Origin of the sequence: Methanolobus mangrovi (assembly GCF_031312535.1) — an archaeon.
Classification (GTDB): Archaea; Halobacteriota; Methanosarcinia; order Methanosarcinales; family Methanosarcinaceae; genus Methanolobus; species Methanolobus mangrovi.
Genome location: NZ_CP133594.1, coordinates 985761 through 1002233 on the forward strand (window position 1 = coordinate 985761; position 16473 = coordinate 1002233).

The 16473-nt window shown below is 38.4% G+C and carries 22 protein-coding genes; 14 read left to right on the plus strand and 8 right to left on the minus strand.

All coding sequences use genetic code 11. The annotated features are described in order from the left end of the window. Window positions 1-96: 96 nt before the first annotated feature. The 8 genes from RE476_RS12900 (at window position 97) to RE476_RS04760 (ending at window position 4509) form a co-directional block, all read left to right on the plus strand. The gene (locus RE476_RS12900) at window positions 97-213 is read left to right on the plus strand and encodes a symporter small accessory protein (protein ID WP_406600980.1); all 117 of its coding nucleotides are present in this window, start codon (window positions 97-99) and stop codon (window positions 211-213) included. After that, a complete protein-coding gene (locus RE476_RS04730; RefSeq protein ID WP_309309254.1) occupies window positions 213-1802 on the plus strand; it encodes a sodium:solute symporter family protein in 1590 nt (529 codons plus the stop codon). The genes RE476_RS12900 and RE476_RS04730 overlap by 1 nt, the downstream gene beginning before the upstream one ends. Before the next feature lie 256 nt (window positions 1803-2058). Next, window positions 2059-2604 (plus strand): c-type cytochrome, encoded by a 546-nt coding sequence (locus tag RE476_RS04735; RefSeq protein WP_309309255.1) that lies wholly within the window; start codon window positions 2059-2061, stop codon window positions 2602-2604. Between the two features lie 234 nt (window positions 2605-2838). After that, a complete protein-coding gene (locus RE476_RS04740; RefSeq protein WP_309309256.1) occupies window positions 2839-3333 on the plus strand; it encodes a hypothetical protein in 495 nt (164 codons plus the stop codon). Window positions 3334-3373: 40 nt separating this feature from the next. Further along, window positions 3374-3583, plus strand: coding sequence for a hypothetical protein (locus tag RE476_RS04745; protein WP_309309257.1), 210 nt, complete (start codon window positions 3374-3376; stop codon window positions 3581-3583). A 50-nt stretch (window positions 3584-3633) separates the two neighbouring features. Beyond that, on the plus strand, window positions 3634-3864 hold the full coding sequence (locus tag RE476_RS04750; RefSeq protein ID WP_309309258.1) for a hypothetical protein: 231 nt from the start codon (window positions 3634-3636) through the stop codon (window positions 3862-3864). Between the two features lie 88 nt (window positions 3865-3952). Further along, the gene (locus RE476_RS04755) at window positions 3953-4171 is read left to right on the plus strand and encodes a hypothetical protein (protein ID WP_309309259.1); all 219 of its coding nucleotides are present in this window, start codon (window positions 3953-3955) and stop codon (window positions 4169-4171) included. Window positions 4172-4218: 47 nt separating this feature from the next. Then, complete coding sequence (locus tag RE476_RS04760) at window positions 4219-4509, plus strand: ArsR/SmtB family transcription factor (RefSeq protein ID WP_309309260.1); 291 nt, start codon at window positions 4219-4221, stop codon at window positions 4507-4509. Between the two features lie 14 nt (window positions 4510-4523). Here RE476_RS04760 and RE476_RS04765 read toward each other — a convergent pair whose 3' ends face one another. Continuing rightward, entirely contained in the window at window positions 4524-6158 is a 1635-nt protein-coding gene (locus RE476_RS04765; RefSeq protein WP_309309261.1) for an ABC1 kinase family protein, read from the minus strand. 485 nt (window positions 6159-6643) lie between these two features. On the opposite strand from RE476_RS04765, the gene RE476_RS04770 reads away from it, so the two are divergent. Then, window positions 6644-6769 (plus strand): symporter small accessory protein, encoded by a 126-nt coding sequence (locus tag RE476_RS04770; RefSeq protein ID WP_309309262.1) that lies wholly within the window; start codon window positions 6644-6646, stop codon window positions 6767-6769. Continuing rightward, window positions 6769-8355 (plus strand): sodium:solute symporter family protein, encoded by a 1587-nt coding sequence (locus RE476_RS04775; protein ID WP_309309556.1) that lies wholly within the window; start codon window positions 6769-6771, stop codon window positions 8353-8355. Before RE476_RS04770 ends, RE476_RS04775 begins: the two co-directional genes overlap by 1 nt. A 62-nt stretch (window positions 8356-8417) precedes the next feature. Here RE476_RS04775 and RE476_RS04780 read toward each other — a convergent pair whose 3' ends face one another. Both RE476_RS04780 and RE476_RS04785 read right to left on the minus strand, forming a co-directional pair. Beyond that, window positions 8418-9728 carry a PocR ligand-binding domain-containing protein gene (locus RE476_RS04780; protein ID WP_309309263.1) on the minus strand — a complete coding sequence of 437 codons (1311 nt, stop codon included), beginning with the start codon at window positions 9726-9728 and terminating at the stop codon, window positions 8418-8420. Between the two features lie 434 nt (window positions 9729-10162). Then, the gene (locus tag RE476_RS04785) at window positions 10163-10858 is read right to left on the minus strand and encodes a metal-dependent hydrolase (protein ID WP_309309264.1); all 696 of its coding nucleotides are present in this window, start codon (window positions 10856-10858) and stop codon (window positions 10163-10165) included. 79 nt (window positions 10859-10937) lie between these two features. On the opposite strand from RE476_RS04785, the gene RE476_RS04790 reads away from it, so the two are divergent. Both RE476_RS04790 and RE476_RS04795 read left to right on the plus strand, forming a co-directional pair. Continuing rightward, the gene (locus RE476_RS04790; protein WP_309309265.1) at window positions 10938-12092 is read left to right on the plus strand and encodes a DUF2117 family protein; all 1155 of its coding nucleotides are present in this window, start codon (window positions 10938-10940) and stop codon (window positions 12090-12092) included. Window positions 12093-12200: 108 nt separating this feature from the next. After that, window positions 12201-12581 carry a transcriptional regulator protein gene (locus RE476_RS04795; RefSeq protein ID WP_309309266.1) on the plus strand — a complete coding sequence of 127 codons (381 nt, stop codon included), beginning with the start codon at window positions 12201-12203 and terminating at the stop codon, window positions 12579-12581. Between the two features lie 26 nt (window positions 12582-12607). On the opposite strand, the gene RE476_RS04800 is transcribed toward RE476_RS04795, so the two are convergent. Beyond that, entirely contained in the window at window positions 12608-12820 is a 213-nt protein-coding gene (locus RE476_RS04800; protein WP_309309267.1) for a hypothetical protein, read from the minus strand. Beyond that, a complete protein-coding gene (locus RE476_RS04805; protein WP_309309268.1) occupies window positions 12817-12942 on the minus strand; it encodes a hypothetical protein in 126 nt (41 codons plus the stop codon). Before RE476_RS04805 ends, RE476_RS04800 begins: the two co-directional genes overlap by 4 nt. Window positions 12943-13143: 201 nt before the next feature. Between RE476_RS04805 and RE476_RS04810 the strand changes: the two genes are divergently transcribed. Continuing rightward, window positions 13144-13821, plus strand: a complete 678-nt coding sequence (locus RE476_RS04810; RefSeq protein WP_309309269.1) for a hypothetical protein — start codon at window positions 13144-13146, stop codon at window positions 13819-13821. A 15-nt stretch (window positions 13822-13836) separates the two neighbouring features. Here the strand turns inward: RE476_RS04810 and RE476_RS04815 are convergent, their stop codons facing one another. Together RE476_RS04815 and RE476_RS04820 are read right to left on the minus strand one after the other, a co-directional pair. Then, entirely contained in the window at window positions 13837-14562 is a 726-nt protein-coding gene (locus tag RE476_RS04815) for a MinD/ParA family ATP-binding protein (protein WP_309309270.1), read from the minus strand. 5 nt (window positions 14563-14567) lie between these two features. Next, window positions 14568-14987, minus strand: a complete 420-nt coding sequence (locus tag RE476_RS04820) for a helix-turn-helix domain-containing protein (protein ID WP_309309271.1) — start codon at window positions 14985-14987, stop codon at window positions 14568-14570. Window positions 14988-15142: 155 nt separating this feature from the next. Between RE476_RS04820 and RE476_RS04825 the strand changes: the two genes are divergently transcribed. Further along, on the plus strand, window positions 15143-15820 hold the full coding sequence (locus tag RE476_RS04825) for an RAD55 family ATPase (protein ID WP_309309272.1): 678 nt from the start codon (window positions 15143-15145) through the stop codon (window positions 15818-15820). A 45-nt stretch (window positions 15821-15865) separates the two neighbouring features. Here RE476_RS04825 and RE476_RS04830 read toward each other — a convergent pair whose 3' ends face one another. Beyond that, a complete protein-coding gene (locus tag RE476_RS04830; protein ID WP_309309273.1) occupies window positions 15866-16447 on the minus strand; it encodes a hypothetical protein in 582 nt (193 codons plus the stop codon). Between the last annotated feature and the right edge of the window lie 26 nt (window positions 16448-16473).

Sequence of the window (16473 nt, forward strand, 5' to 3'; positions counted from 1 at the left end):
CCAGCTGAAAAAGGCAGCTAATTCCTCCATAATATCGAAAAGTTAAAGTACGTAACATGGCAAGTGATTACGTTGCTATTTATTGGAGACACAAAAATGCTAGGAATAACAGATCCACAAATATGGATCGCCTATATATTATGTTTCGTAAGTGCCATAGGATGTATAATCTATGGCCTGATACACTGGAACGATAAAGAGGATGATAACTGATGGCTGTCAGTACACCCATTCTTGGAATATCTGTACTAGCCTACATGATGGTGGTTTTCTACTTTGGATGGCTTGGTTACAAACAGACAAAGGACACTGACGACTACATGCTGGCCGGAAGGAAAGTCAATCCTTTCGTACTTGCTTTCTCCTATGGAGCCGCATTCATCAGTACCTCTGCGATAATAGGATTCGGAGGATATGCCGCTGCATTTGGTATGGGAATCCTGTGGCTTGTTGCCATGAACATAGTTGTCGGCATCTTCATCGCTTTTGTCATATTCGGTTCAAGGACAAGGCGTATGGGATTCAACCTTAAGGCTGTTACATTTCCCGAACTTATAGGAAGAAGGTTCCAGTCAAGATTCATACAGGGATTTTCAGGTGCTCTTATTACCATATTCATGCCACTCTATGCAGGCAGTGTCCTGATAGGAGGAGCACGTTTCATGGAAACTGTCCTTGGTATTGAATACAATACCGCTGTTCTCATGCTTGCCATAATCGTTGCAGCTTATGTTATAACAGGCGGACTTATTGCAGTTATGTACACAGATGCTCTTCAGGGTGTATTGATGTTCATTGGAATGGCCATACTGCTTGTACTTACATATGCAAAACTTGGAGGTGTTGTTGAAGCACACCAGGCACTCACAAATATGGCATATCTCGTCCCAGATAATCTTGCAGCCGTCGGACATACCGGATGGACCTCGATGCCAGCCTTTAACTCACCTACATGGTGGACACTTGTATCAACCATTATACTTGGAGTGGGCATCGGTGTACTTGCACAACCGCAACTTGCCGTACGTTTTATGACTGTGGAGAGCACCCGTTCACTTAAAAGAGCTGTTCTTTCAGGTGGTCCTTTTATCTTTATGATGGCAGGAGTTGCCTATATCGTGGGTGCATTATCAAATGTATATTTCTTCAATACACAGGGAATGATATCCCTTGATGTTGCAGGCGGTAACATCGATAAGATAATCCCGGAATATATCAACAGTGCAATGCCTGATTATTTTGTTGTGTTCTTCCTGCTCACCCTTCTGGCAGCAGCCATGTCAACACTGAGTTCCCAGTTCCATGCTATGGGTACTGCATTCGGACATGATTTCTACCGTGAGGGTATTATGAAGGGAAAGATCGCAAAGACAATAAATGTCACAAGAGCAGGCATTGCAACGACCATCATGATCAGTGTAATACTTGCATATATTCTCCCACCAGGAATTATTGCACGTGCAACAGCGATATTCTTCGGACTCTGTGCAGCAGCTTTCCTTCCAATGTACACAGGAGCGATCTTCTGGAAACGCATGACAAGACAGGGAGCGACTGCAAGCCTTCTTGTGGGTACTTTCGCCAGCCTGTTCTGGCTTACATTCGTTCACGCAAAGGAAGCAAGCGCATTGGGCATAAGCCAGGCACTGTTTGGTAAGGTAACATTGCTTACAGGTACATGGACTGTTGTAGACCCAATACTGGTAGCTACACCACTGGCCATTATTGTTGCCATAGTAGTGAGCCTCATGACAAAACCTGAATCAAAAGAACATATTGAACTGTGCTTTAAGAGAGAATAATACTTTTCTTTTTTAGAGAGGCGACCAATCAACGAGTTTAGTTGATTGATATGCCTCTCTTGATTTCTGAATTGGCAAATTAGAAGCTAGTGTTTTGAGATGGAAGGATTGTTGTTCTGGATACCATATACAGGTAGCTGTATCCTGGCAAGTTTCTTTTGTTGGGATTTCACTTGTTATACAGTCGTTATGGAATGGTTCAATTAGTAGCAAATTACTTTAATCAGCAACCTCAAATCACATAGGGGGTATAAATGTGACAAAAGCAACTTTTATCATATTCTTTCTAGTTGGAATATCATTGGTGGTTTCAGGCTGCGTGAATCATATGAATGACAACTACAATATGCCTGGTCAAACCTATGGGTGGCATGAACCAGGGTACATGTATCCAGAACAATATGATCCCTCCGTAAGTTCTAACATAATTACGGAATTTTCATCTAATGGAGAGATGATCTATTATACTGGTTTTAATGAAAGCGGACAACAAATATCTATCAGAGATGGCATGCCATGGTTATATGTTCACGGAGGCAGCTGCGTTAGTTGTCATGGAGTAGATGGTAAAGGCGGAGTTCCTATTATGATGAGCAATGTTATTCCTCCTGATATAACCTATGAAGCTTTAACCTCTGAAGATGAGCATGAAGAGCATCCCCCATATACTGACAAAACTATAAAAGTTGCAATAAGGGAAGGCAAGGACCCTTCTGGCGAAGAGCTTGATAACTCAATGCCTAGATGGGATATGTCGAACGAAGACGTTGATGATTTGATAGAGTATTTAAAGACCCTTTGATATGCTTGTGTTCTACAAAGGCAGAGGACCTTTACTTTCTTTTTTTGCCTCAAAGAATCTCTTTATCTACTCTGAATAATAAAATCTAATCAAAGCAACTTAAAGTTCATATTTTTTTGTGAATTACCTGTTTGTTCGTAACCTATATAACATATTACGTACATGTGTAGTATATAGACTACATATGCAAAACAATAAGTCATGTGTAGCTATGAGATGATAATGGTGAAAAACATGAAAAGAACAACAATGCTGCTTGCTATTGGAGCACTCATTCTACTTGTCAGTGGAATGGGGGCTGTAAACGCAGAAACAAATGAAAATGCCAATGCTTGGTACGGTCCGATGTACAACTGGATGGCTGACCATATGGGAAGCTATGGCTATGGACCTGGCGCATGCTGGGGTGGCTATGGATCCAGCTATGCATATGCAGATACAACACAGGAAATTGCTGTCCCAACCGTAGAAGATGCTTATGATATTGCAAAGACTAAGATAAGCGCAGATGTGTCAATGGACAACATTTACCAGATGAGTAGGTGGTGGGTCGTTTATTACACAGACGCTGATGGTGCAATAAAACAGGGACGTATTGATTCATTCACAGGTGAAGTCGTTCAGGATTTCAACACTTACTCCAACACATACGCCAGAAATTACCAGTCTGGAACCTCCAGTCGTAATTACAGAGGTGGAATGGGTACAGGTATGATGTATGGCTACTAAGCCATGCACATAGATCTATTTAGAAAAACAAGGTAATATCATGATGTACGGAGGCTATGGCAGCTATGGACTTTTCGGAGGATTCGGTATGATATTTTTTATACTTATCATCATAGCAATAATCTGGGCTGCTTCTTCAGGCTTTGGAAGAAATGGCAGAGATGACTATGATTCAAGGATCTCAAGAATTGAAAGATCTCAGGAAGAGAACAAAGAGAAGCTGGATAAGATTCTTCAGAAACTTGAGTAAAAACTCACATAAGGTCTGATAAGTTAAATCAATTGCAAGGATAGAACAAAATGACAGAGAAAAACATAATTCCTGTTCTGAACAATATGCCAGACAAGAACGAAAAAGAAAATGTGGAATGTAATTCTTGTGGGAAAGGTAGCTGTTGTGGTGGATTTGGGATTAAGGCAGGATCTGAAAAAGAGGTAGTATACAGGAACATATTCCTGTACCTGACTATGGGAATCATTATATTCGTAACTGCCTACCTCATAATGAAACTCTTGACATGGCTAACATAGTCCATTAAATGTTTAGCATCGGCCTATAATTAATCCCATTCTCCATTTACTTATTTTAAAATAAACCAATTTAAAAGGTGATATTTATATGATGGATAGCTTCATGTATGGAACATACGGCTCCGTATGGGGTTTGCTTTTGAACATATTACTTATCCTCCTAGTAGTCTGGATAGCAGTAACTCTACTGAACAGATCAGATAATGTTGGTTCAGTAAATAGTGAACGTCTTACAAAGGTTGAAAAGAATGCAGAAGACATAAAAAAGATGGTAGCTGATATCAAAGAGAAACTAGATGAGATTTAAATCTCTAAGACTCTAATAGGTTCAGCTCTAGAAAAGAAGGATTATAGATGACAATGACACTTCAACAGATCACAAAGATAGGGGAAGCAATTTCGCATCCTGTACGATTGAAACTGTTGTATTTGCTCTCTGAGAATGAAAGATATGTGTACGAGTTATCCAAAGATCTGAATCTGTCCAGACAGGTGATACAGCTACACCTAAAACGTCTTGAGAACGCAGGCTTTGTTGAGAGTGACCTGAGACTTGAAGATGATGATAATCGGGCAAAGAAGTTCTTTAAGCTAAAAGAATTTGATTTTAAGCTGGATATTGAAGATCTGGTAAAATTATTCTAGTAATTTTACAATCATCAGGAGCGTAGTATGGAATATACTCCTGTTAGGGCTCCAACGATAAAAGCGGTAATTCCTATCATAGAGATAATTCCCTCTCCCCTTATCATCAAATATGCAGAGAGACTTAGCAGGACCAGCAGGAACAACGTTTTAGATAGGTCTTTTATGGGTCCGTATTTTTGGATAATGTTGCTCTTGCGTTCTAATTTCTCTATCCTGTATCCTCTTATTGTCTTCACCACATCTGCAAACCCTTTAGGTATTTCCTTTATAATGGTCAGATATTCATCAGCTTCGAACTGAATTCCTTCCACTGCTTTCTTGGGAGAATATCTTTCTCTGAGAACTTTGCTGATAAGTTCTTCTGCATCGGACATTATATTGTAATTCGGATCTAACTGGAGACTGACTCCTTCTATAAGCAGGACTGCACGTTCGAGTGTTGAGAATTCTGCAGGCAGGGACAGGTCATATTTCAAAGCAAGTATAGCATAGCTATCACTTTTTCGACCACCTGCTCCATAATGCTGATCAGCTATCAGGTCATCCATGTCTCTTTTCAGTCCTCGGATATCAACATCCTCTTCATCAGTATCTGCGATCTTCAGGAGCATTTCAGTCGCCATATCCGTATTTTGTTTGTATATGGCATAAAAGAAATTCATCATATTCCGCTTCAGATCATCGTCAACAGTCCCTACAGCACCAAGATCTATGAAAGCAACAGTACCATCTTTTACTATTATGTTACCACCATGTGGATCAGCATGGTAGAAACCGTCAAGGTACACCTGTTTCAAATAGCTGGAAGATATTATTCTTGCATATTCTGCTCTTGTCCTTTGGTCAACTCCAGTTAGATTCTTTACAGAAGTGCCTTCCACATAATCCATAACAAGAATGTTCTCACGATTATAATCCATGTATGAATCAGGAATTATCACGTTGTTTACATCTTTGAAGTTCTCACGTAAGCGTTTCATATTTACGGCTTCATACCTATAATCAAGTTCCCGATGTAACATTTCCCTGAATTCTCGCAGGAAAGCGTCAATGTTGAAATTTGATCCCAATCCAAGGATCTTAACAAGAATAGGTTTCATATCATCTAAAATGGAAAGGTCCAGGTTGATTGTATCAATGAGGTTTGGACGAGCTATTTTAACAGCAACATCCTTTCCGTTCAGAACTCCGCGGTATACCTGCCCGATAGATGCGCTTGCAATAGGTTTTGTGTCAAATTCATCGAAAATATCCAGCATGTCATTACAATGATAGCAAGTAGGGTTATGTTCATGCTGGCATTCTGATATTTCACAAATACATTCTGTGCTGAAAGAAGCACGCATTTCATCAAAATCAAGAGCCATAACTCTATCCTGTAATTTCTCCAGTTCAGTGACGTAGGTAGGTGGGAGCAGATCAGAACGCTTACTTAGCGTTTGTCCTAACTTTACAAAACAAGGCCCTAGCTCTTCAAAAGCAAGCCTTAGTTTAATAGCATTGCTACGATTATCCAAATCATAGGAACAGGTACATTTTTTAAATGATATATGATCCCGATGTATGTCCTTGTAGATCAGGGAGAATAAATTGTATTTTGTGAAAACTTTAAGAATTGTGATATATCTTTCCAATTTTCTAAGCATTTAATTTATATTGTAATTTTTTAACTAAATATAAGTTGGCATTGTAACAATCTAATATTAATTTCAAGAATCAAACATAATTTAGACTAACTTTAACGTGATTAATTAAAGGATCCTATTTTCTTCAATTCAGTACAAGAAATGCTCAACATATTCTCTGCTGAATACCATCGGAATCCTGCTTTAGCAGTATAATCAGTTTTCTAAAATATGTAAATTTCCTTACCTACAGAAACAAGGAACCTTAATCAATTCCTTTTCACTCCCCATTTTTCCCCATAACAACAGATCGTTACTACAAAATTTATAGAAAGTATATACCCATTTGAAACTACTGGAAGTATCCTCATCTTTTCGAAGTATCGACTATTTTTATCAGGCGCATGCATGTTATATCTTTTACTAAACTTTAAATAGAGTGGCATGCTAACAAATGACATGTTGACAATTATCATGATTTTTTATAAAGAAAGGAAGGAGAAAAAATGCTTGGAATAGATGACCCACAAATATGGATTGCTTATGTACTTTGTTTTGTAAGCGCCATAGGCTGCATAATCTATGGAGCCCTCAAATGGAACGATGGTTCTGATGACGGAGAGGTGGAATGATGGTATTGAGCACACCCGTACTTGGAGTTATCATACTGGTCTATCTGATGGTAATCTTTTACCTTGGATGGCTCGGATATAAGAAAACAAAAGAAACTGAAGATTACATGGTGGCAGGAAGGAAGATACATCCTTACATACTTGCATTATCCTACGGTGCAACTTTCATCAGTACTTCAGCCATAATCGGATTTGGTGGAGCCGCCGGCGCTCTTGGTATGGGACTGTTATGGCTTGCTTTTATGAACATCTTTGTCGGAATATTCATAGCATTCGTTGTATTCGGTTCAAAAACACGCCGTATGGGCCTGAATCTAAATGCAGTTACATTTCCTGAGCTGATTGGAAGACGTTTCCAGTCCAGATTCATCCAGGGATTCTCAGGAGCACTTATAGGCATATTCATGCCACTTTATGCAGGTATCGTACTTATCGGAGGCGCAAGGTTCCTTGAATCCACCCTCAATATAAACTATGATGTTGCCGTTCTTATTCTCACTGTTATCGTTGCCGCTTACGTTATCACAGGCGGACTTATTGCTGTTATGTATACAGATGCCCTGCAAGGCACACTGATGTTTATAGGAATGATCTTCCTGCTCGTATTCACTTACGCCAAACTGGGAGGAGTTAGTGCAGCTCACTCTGCTCTTACAGCCATGAATGACCTTGTGCCTGAAAGTCTCACTGCCGGAGGACATCTTGGATGGACATCAATGCCGGTATTCGGATCACCCATCTGGTGGACCCTGATATCAACACTGGTCCTTGGTGTTGGAATTGGTGTGGTGGCACAGCCACAGCTTGCAGTCAGGTTCATGACAGTAAAGAACGATACAGCACTGAACAGAGCAGTACTTGTCGGAGGACCATTCATCCTAATGATGACAGGTGTCGCATTTACTGTTGGTGCACTCTCCAATGCATATTTCTATGAAACACTTGGTAAGATATCAGTAGTAGTTGCAGGTGGCAATACAGATCTTATCATGCCTGAATTCATAAACAGTGCAATGCCGGATACCTTCGTTGTCCTGTTCATGCTAACCTTGCTTGCAGCAGCCATGTCCACGTTAAGTTCCCAGTTCCATACAATGGGAACATCCATAGGCCATGACTTCTACCGCGAGTACATCAAGAAAGGAGAACTCGGTCAAACTATCAACATAACCAAAGTAGCAATTGCAGGCACCATTCTTGCAAGTGTTATTCTTGCATACATACTTCCAATTAGTATCATCGCACGTGCAACGGCAATTTTCTTCGGACTTTGTGCAGCAGCATTCCTGCCAATGTACGCAGGTGGCCTTTTCTGGAAACGCATGACCAAAGAAGGTGCAATTGCCAGTCTGCTGGTAGGAACATTCTCAAGTCTGTTCTGGCTCGCATTCGTACACAAATCAGAAGCTGTACCACTTGGAATAAGCAAAGCGATATTTGGTGTTGACACGATCCTGACAGGTACCTGGACAGTTGTGGACCCTATACTTGTTGCTACTCCACTTGCTATTGTTGTTGCGATTGTCGTAAGCCTTATGACAAAGCCAACACCACAAGAACATCTGGATGCTTGTTTTAAAAAATAGGACTTTTTAATTGGGCATTTTATGCCCAAAATTCTTTTTTCTTTTCAGATAACGGATTTTCCCTAATTAGAAGGAGGCATGCAATTTGCAAAATGTTCTTTTATAGGGAAACCGATGTGGAACGTAGAACCTTCATTAACCTTACTTTCAACACGTATAGTTCCTTCATGACGTTCAATTATACGCTGGCAGATGTTAAGTCCCAGACCCACTCCCGGATATTTTCTTGTGAGAGAACTATCTACCTGGTAAAATCCTTCAAATATGCAGGATAACTGCTCTTCAACAATACCAATACCGTTGTCCTTCATACTCAAATATAAACGACCATCTGCTTCAGTTACAGATATAGCTATAGTACTCCCCTGAGGAGAGAATTTTATAGCGTTGTCAAGCAAGTGGAAAAGTGCCTGATATAGTTTTTTGCTGTCGCCATGGATCATAGGAACCTTTTGAGGAATATCAGTTTGCAAGCTCAGATTCTTATCTTTAAGAGCTCTTGCAGACTTAACAGCCACTGACTCAATAACCTCTGAGATATTCAAAGGCAGAAAATCGTAAAAATGCTCATCCAAATGTTCCATTCCAAGATATAAAAGTGAATCAACTATGTTTTCAAGCCTGTTGATATTAAGAATAGCGGAATCTAAAGCATTTTTTTGACGCTGATCGACCGGACCCAGACACCCATCATAGAGAAGTTCGTTATATCCTTTTATTATTGACAAAGGAGTCTTGAGCTCATGACTGAATGTTGAAATTAACTCATTTTTCATATTGTCAAGAGAACTTAATGCCTCTTTGTTTGCAGCAAGTTCCGATGCATGTGCATTACTCCTGATCTCATGCATTTTTTGTTTACTATTCAGAAGAGCCACGTCAACTATCAGGTTTGTAAACTTTGAGCAATACCTCACGACTTTCCAGGCTTTGTCCTTACTGAAGATGGGAACTTCATCAAGAGCTTTAAGGTATGAGTCTACATCAAAACCTATAGACTCCGCCTGTTTCCGGAAAAAATCATAGTCAGGTTCATCAAAAAGAAACTGAGAAAAGATTAATGTTGCAAGATGCTTGCCGTGAACATTAATGGGTATTGCAATATTCACAAGGCCATTTTTGCATTTATACTCATAGTAATTACTCTTTGTTTCCATGCACGATCTGATGTTGCCGTTACTTTCAATGCACCTTTTTGCTGTAACGGGATTAGTACGATGGAATTTTGAGCATAGTCCGATCCATCCTGAAGCTATGAGAACATTGTCATTATCATCTATCAGGGAAAATGATAGATCTGAAAATTCACAGAAACTATGCATTAATTCCTGCAGCTCATCAATGTTCACCAGATCGGTAAATTTATAATCCATATAACTCCCTTCAAAATACAAAATATATTACGTGAAAAACGTAACTCGTTCATAACTTTTTATTTTGGCAGGTAAATTACTTTCTAGCATATAAAACAATACGAAACAAAGATACCTATATTATTGAAAATATTAGAAATGTATGTTAAAGTTGAGATCAATACGGCAAAATTGGAATTTGTCACGATAAAGTAGAAAAGAATATATAGAATGATATAGGGGTTTTCGAATTCAAACCATAAAAGTATACAAATTAGAAGGAATCGTAAAAAAATTATTATTTATCAGGCAAAAGTCGTATGACGAGAACTAGAGGGGATGTTTATTCTAATATAAATATAACTCGACTTTTGCCTATTGGTACTTCGACATAATCAAATATAAACCTATCCGTAGGCGTATAGTGAAAACTAAAATATTTTATATACAAGCCCTTATAAAATGATGAAGCTGTCAATTTCCATAATTAAAACATCTGTGTCAGACACCAGATCTACATACTTTTTAAAAATATCCGGATCCTGGGATATGACATCAAATGTATTGTAATGCATAGGAATTGCAATTTTTGGACGTAACATCTCAACGGCAATTGCAGCAGCTTTTGCATCCATAGTAAACCTACCACCTATAGGAAGAATGGCAACATCAGGATGGTAAAGTTTGGCTATCAATTCCATGTCCCCAAAAACACCCGTATCCCCTGCATGATAAATAGAAGTCCCACCTACCTTGATCACAAAGCCTGCTGCTCTTCCACCGTCAAAACTCCAGCAGGATTCATCAATGGACGAAGAATGACGTGCATCAGTCATTGTAAAAAGAATACCCTCAAGCTCAACATTTCCCCCAATATTCATTCCACATGTCTTTATTCCTTTTGACTTAAGGTAGTGGGAGATCTCATGGATGCATACGACTGTGCAACCCGTCCTTTTTGCTATGCTGACAGTATCCCCAAGATGGTCACCATGACCATGTGTGACTGCAATTATATCGGGTTCAAGGTCTTCAGGTTGTACTGTTGCTGCCGGATTACCTGTTATGAAAGGATCTATAAGTACAGTAATTCCTTCAACATCTATTTGAAAACACGAATGCCCAAGCCATGTTAATCGGATGTCACTCATATATCCAGAAATATGCCTCTCAGGATAATAGTTTATCGGCAGGAAAGTATAATTGTAAAAGACCCTAAAAAGAAAGTATATGGAAATAGGCGTAGTTATCCATGGACCGGATATTGTCGATTCCGGTATGGCAAAGGAAATGCTGGACATATTAAAAGAGTATGGTAACACCTCTGCAATAATGGCCGGGACTATAGGTAAGACAGCGGTTCTTGATGCTCATCTTGAAGATATTATTGATATCAGAAAGAGCCTGAAACCAAGCCGTTGCATAGAAGAGTTCTTCTTAACAAAAGATATTGTTATTCTCCTGAATCATGGAAAAACAACAAATAATGGGATTCTTTTTGCTAATATAGTAGTTTCAAGGATGGCAGATCGTACTATAAAGCCCCTTGTTCACATTGAAAGACCTGGATTGCCTGATGGAAAAATTATCCCATGGAATCAGAAATCTCTTGATTTTGCCTTGAAAATGGAAAAGGTTCTCGACCTTGAAATGACAGATGTCCCAGAGCTAATCACACCGATAAGTGTTGAAGACCAGGGTCATCGCATCATAAGGACCGTTTATGGTGTGCATATCGGAGAGAAAATAATGATCAATGGAATAATTGTGGGGTTTGCAAAAAGTGAAGATATACAGATAATAACTGAAAATGGCTTTATTAAGGAAATCAAGGGTGCAAGAGTCAAAGAACATGGACTCGAAAAACTTCACGGATACAACCTGAGAATTCCTATTGACCTTAATTCATGCTGGGTAAAAAGCGGACCTTTGAGGGGAAATAACTTTTCTGTTCGCAAAAATGTTTCGGAATCAAAATACATATCTAATGAAGGAAAAAGTTCTCCGGATTCAGTAGATAAAATAAAAGCAGTAATAATTGACCATGAAGCGGAGAGGTCTTTTGAACTGGTTGAAGGTGCTCAGGTCGCTGTAACTATCGGGGATGACACAACAGATGTTGCAGGGGATATACTTTACAGACTGAGAATACCCATCATAGGAATAACTGATGGAGATATCGATGGTTTTTCGCATAATAAACACATATATCCAGGCTCAACTGTGCTCAGGTTACAGCCCGGAAGTGATGATATTGTCGGCAAAGAAATACGCAGGCAAATATTTGATGGAAAAGAGTTTGCCTATTTTGATTCGACAAATATCCTCAAGAATAAAATATTCACACTGGCGAACAATTTACTCATTTTTAGCACAGATTATTAATTATTAAGTGTTTTAATTTTGCGCATATATAACTTTAAATATAATAATGTCATAGTAAGTATTGGAGCTCGAAAGAGCGCCTGTCAAAAATAAAGGGGTTATTTGATTATGAAAGACTTTGAAGTAAAGATACTAGACGATACAGACTATAAGTTCATTGAAGCATTGAAAAGCCTGGGAATGTCAAGGAATGTTGCAACCACACTCACATACCTGTCAAATGTTAATGAGGCATCATCCCAGGAAATAGAAATGAGCACCGGTTTGAGACAGCCAGAGGTCAGCGTTGCCATGAGGCATATGCGTGAAAGAAGCTGGATCGATATCCACAACAAAAAGGCAGTTGGAAAGGGCAGACCTACAAAGATCTACCAGCTCTCCGCACCTGTTGAAGATATCATCAAACACTATGAACAGAAGATCATAGCAGACACAAAAACAACGATGGATGCCATCACCAAACTTAAAGATATTACCCAAAGAATGTAACGTTTTTGAGTGTGCCTGGTTAGAATCTATCCTTGTGATGCAATGCACATGATAGTCAATTTACCGGGCACTGCTATTCCATCAATAGGAACAGCTTTTTTTTCTTTTAAAAGAAGGACAGTTTCCTGGTTTATACCAAGAATGTCCAGTACGTGTTCATAAGTGGTCCCATTCGGAACATTCAACTGTTTGTCTGAAAAATCCGAATTGATCAATTCGATGTCAAGGTTTATAGTCACTCTGAAATCTCACCATCCGAGGATTTTAGATCTTTGAGGTTTTCCTGGATTAGCTTTGCATCTAGTTCTTCGTTTTTCTTATCGCCTTTACGTTCATAATCTCTTTTATGGAAGTTTGACATACGAAAACACCTCGAATTTTAATCTGCTGCTATAGGTATTAACCCTTTCGGAAAAGAAAAATAAAATATTATATTTCGAACGATTATAATACCACAGTGTAACTTTTCTGTTCATGCAGGATTATTTAGAAACATATAAATCCATGGTCACCATTGATATTATATATAACAAATAATAAAATCGTAGCGACAGAGATAAAGATGGGCACCAGGAAACAAAATCAGACATTAGTAAAGTTTCTCGATATCGTTAAAGAAAAGAGTTCTATTTTTTGCTACGATAAAGATCCAAGAGCAGAAGAACTTATAAGACAAATCATAAAAGAGATGCGAACAAAGGAAACTTTGCCAGTTATCAGAATCTACTGGAATGAGAATGAACAAAATAACTATTCCGATGTAGATAATGTTGCGTCATTCCATGTATTCAGAAACTTTACAAGTACCCTAATCAAAGTAGAGAAATTACTTTCCGGAAGTAGACATCTGATACTTGTTGCAGACTTGACCACCCTCAAACAGCTACAGAACAATAAACCATACATTAATTTTATCTCAATTCTCCTACGTAAAAGTAGAGAATATAATAATCCGATGATAAGTATAGTCAGCGAAGAAGAGATTAGCATTCAGGTAAAGACTGAACTCATCCCATACTTTAAAAATGAATTTGTGCTGAAAGACGCAAGGATGAAGAAAAGAAGTGATGAACTTATCGATATCAGGTATGAAACAAGTGGAGATGCATTATACCTTGAACCATACATGCAAAATGATATTAATAAGATAAAAGAGATCTTCAGCCTGACACCCGAAGAAAAAAAAGAACTTGACAAAATTGTGGGCCGGAGTATCGAAGAATACAGAACCACAATGTAATCAAGAATTATTAATTTATGTTATCAGTTTTTCTGCTACTATTTTTAACTGAGTACAATAATCGCAGTCAGGATCATCTTTCATTGGAATTTTTCGTGACCAGGTCCTTGCTACGGATTCATCATAGGAGATTAGTCCAAGAAGCTCCGTACCAAGTTTCTTGCTGAAATCAGAAACGATCTCATTTATATCATCCCTCTTTTCCCGGGGAATTCTGTTAAAGAGAAGAGCTGCATGAGTACCTAGTTTAGCTGACATACTTGATAATAGATAAGTACCCCTTATATCCTGAATATCAATTGTTGATACGATAGTTGCCTTGTCCACGATGTTCATTGTCAGAAGACTGGACTTGTTGATGCCTGGACTGCAATCGAAGAGGAAATAATCAATTCCAATACTGGTTCCTATTTTCCTGATAAGTTCCAACAGTTTTTCCCTGGCCTCACCGGGAGTATTGAACATAGCGGAAATATCCTCCTCACAAGCTTTGGAAGGAACTACGTAAACATCAGTATCACCATACCTGTAAACAACCTCATCAGCGCTGCAAATGCCCTGCAGGAAGTCAATTAGCGTCATATCATACCTGATATCGAACAATGAATGTATGCCCGGACCATTTACATCAGTATCTATGATACACACTTTCTTACCCTGCTGTGCCAGCATGACACCAAGGTTTCCGACAAACGTAGTCTTACCGGTACCGCCTTTATAGGAATGAAAACTTAGTAGCATTGTACTCACCCAAGTAATCTGTCAAGTTTATTTTCGACTTCTTCTACTGCAGACCAGTGCTCATTACTTTTGCTTTCTATCTTCTTGCTTAAAGAATAATATATCTTTTTACCCTTTCGTTCTCTTTCAAGCCATCCGGCCCTGTAAAGTTCATTAAGATACTTATTTTCTATAGAGCGGTGCCTTCCCGTAATCTCGCTAACCTCATCTGCCGTACAAGAATTTAGTTTTGAAACAGCGAACAAAGATTTGCGGATAGAATCAGGAACGGTGAGAAAAACAGCCATTTTATCATTGATCTGGGGAGAATTACGAGCTTCAAGGTCAGCTATACGTAATTCAAGTGATTTCAATCGCTCGTTTATATCACTCAGATATGTTAAAATTCCATTGTTATTATGCAGGTCAGACATGATTATCAACATAAGAAAAGTGAGTTAGTGTTTATATCTATTTTAATTGAACTGATAATATATAAGGTTGCTTAAATGCTTTTGATAGGGCTAAAAAATTTAATGTTAATAATTTTTAGAACTACGACAAATTTATAAAATATCAAAGCGTACGCGTTTGTGAAAATATGAAAGTACCGTCCTACATCACAAAACTTGATGATCTTCTCGGGGGAGGATACATAAAACCATCAAATATCCTTATTGCAGGTTCATGCGGAACAGGCAAGACAAACATGTGTATGCAATCACTGTTCAATGCTGCAAAACAAGGAGAAAACTGTGCTTACATATCTATGCTCTCAGAATCAGAAGACAAGATAATCAGAGCTTTGTCATCCTTTTCATTTTATGATGAAAAACTGCTAACTGATAAAATAAAGATATTTCCCATCAGTTCAGATGTGGTGGCAAAAGGAGATTTTGCCATATTCGAGTATCTGAATGAGAACATCCTTAAGCATAAGATCTCACGAGTTGTCATAGATACCATAAACATCCTGGAAGATATTGAAAGTACATTTGATGAGAGACCATTTTACACATCTGAATTAAGAGCATTTGTCCAGAACCTTTTTCAGCAATTCGATGAATGTGGCATACTCCTTATAGCGACTGCCGAGATACCTGCTTCAAACATATATTCCAGCTTATGGTCCTATATATTTGATACAGTGATCGTACTTGATACTGAAAGGGACGAACAGAACACCAAAAGATACCTTGAGATAATTAAGGTACGGGAAAGTGATTTTACAATGGGGAAACATGAGTTCATGATTACAGACCATGGAATTGTATTTTGAGCTTTCAAATATCAAAATAACTCTGTATATAAAGGATTCTTCAGATCAAAGCTGAAGATCCAGAACCTTAAGTTCACGTTGACTGTGGTCTTTTATGATGTTATTGAGTTTCATGCGGACACTTTTTATTCCTTTTTCACTTGTAAAGTGAGAAAGAATTTCTGTAAGCTGATCTATCATGAACTGATAGTCACGTTCTGTCCCTGAATCCCTTAATTTCTGCATAGACATTTCAGCTAGTTCGGAAGTCCACTCATTATCCTTATAGTAGATCTTTTCATCGACCTCTAATTTTTTCCTTGCAACTTCATTATTGACTCTTGCAAAAATAAGTTCGACTGTATGAGGATCACCAACAAATTCATTCATGAATTGCATGATATCCATTACAACTTCAAAATAAGGAATTTCAGGATTCTCGCATTCCTTGAACATCTGTGACAATTCCAGGCGCATATTCCTTTCTGCAGGCTTAAGAATATGATTTGTAATATCATCTATTGTAGCAACACAGCTTTCAATATCCATATCACTGGATAACTCATAGGTATTACCCGGCAATACATTGAATCTGCTGTAATATTTCAATAAATTCTTACGCAACCGTTGAACATCTAAATTAGCCAAAATATCACCCGAACCATTATATCGTC

Coding starts and splice junctions, on each gene's coding strand:
- RE476_RS04745 (WP_309309257.1), top strand. CDS start 3,374: ATGATGTACGGAGGCTATGGCAGCTATGGACTTTTCGGAGGATTCGGT.
- RE476_RS04815 (WP_309309270.1), bottom strand. CDS start 14,562: ATGCTACTAAGTTTTCATTCCTATAAAGGCGGTACCGGTAAGACTACG.
- RE476_RS04810 (WP_309309269.1), top strand. CDS start 13,144: ATGGGCACCAGGAAACAAAATCAGACATTAGTAAAGTTTCTCGATATC.
- RE476_RS04795 (WP_309309266.1), top strand. CDS start 12,201: ATGAAAGACTTTGAAGTAAAGATACTAGACGATACAGACTATAAGTTC.
- RE476_RS04820 (WP_309309271.1), bottom strand. CDS start 14,987: ATGTTGATAATCATGTCTGACCTGCATAATAACAATGGAATTTTAACA.
- RE476_RS04755 (WP_309309259.1), top strand. CDS start 3,953: ATGATGGATAGCTTCATGTATGGAACATACGGCTCCGTATGGGGTTTG.
- RE476_RS04760 (WP_309309260.1), top strand. CDS start 4,219: ATGACAATGACACTTCAACAGATCACAAAGATAGGGGAAGCAATTTCG.
- RE476_RS04730 (WP_309309254.1), top strand. CDS start 213: ATGGCTGTCAGTACACCCATTCTTGGAATATCTGTACTAGCCTACATG.
- RE476_RS04785 (WP_309309264.1), bottom strand. CDS start 10,858: ATGAGTGACATCCGATTAACATGGCTTGGGCATTCGTGTTTTCAAATA.
- RE476_RS04770 (WP_309309262.1), top strand. CDS start 6,644: ATGCTTGGAATAGATGACCCACAAATATGGATTGCTTATGTACTTTGT.
- RE476_RS04740 (WP_309309256.1), top strand. CDS start 2,839: ATGAAAAGAACAACAATGCTGCTTGCTATTGGAGCACTCATTCTACTT.
- RE476_RS04805 (WP_309309268.1), bottom strand. CDS start 12,942: ATGTCAAACTTCCATAAAAGAGATTATGAACGTAAAGGCGATAAGAAA.
- RE476_RS04750 (WP_309309258.1), top strand. CDS start 3,634: ATGACAGAGAAAAACATAATTCCTGTTCTGAACAATATGCCAGACAAG.
- RE476_RS04765 (WP_309309261.1), bottom strand. CDS start 6,158: ATGCTTAGAAAATTGGAAAGATATATCACAATTCTTAAAGTTTTCACA.
- RE476_RS04825 (WP_309309272.1), top strand. CDS start 15,143: ATGAAAGTACCGTCCTACATCACAAAACTTGATGATCTTCTCGGGGGA.
- RE476_RS04775 (WP_309309556.1), top strand. CDS start 6,769: ATGGTATTGAGCACACCCGTACTTGGAGTTATCATACTGGTCTATCTG.
- RE476_RS12900 (WP_406600980.1), top strand. CDS start 97: ATGCTAGGAATAACAGATCCACAAATATGGATCGCCTATATATTATGT.
- RE476_RS04790 (WP_309309265.1), top strand. CDS start 10,938: ATGGAAATAGGCGTAGTTATCCATGGACCGGATATTGTCGATTCCGGT.
- RE476_RS04780 (WP_309309263.1), bottom strand. CDS start 9,728: ATGGATTATAAATTTACCGATCTGGTGAACATTGATGAGCTGCAGGAA.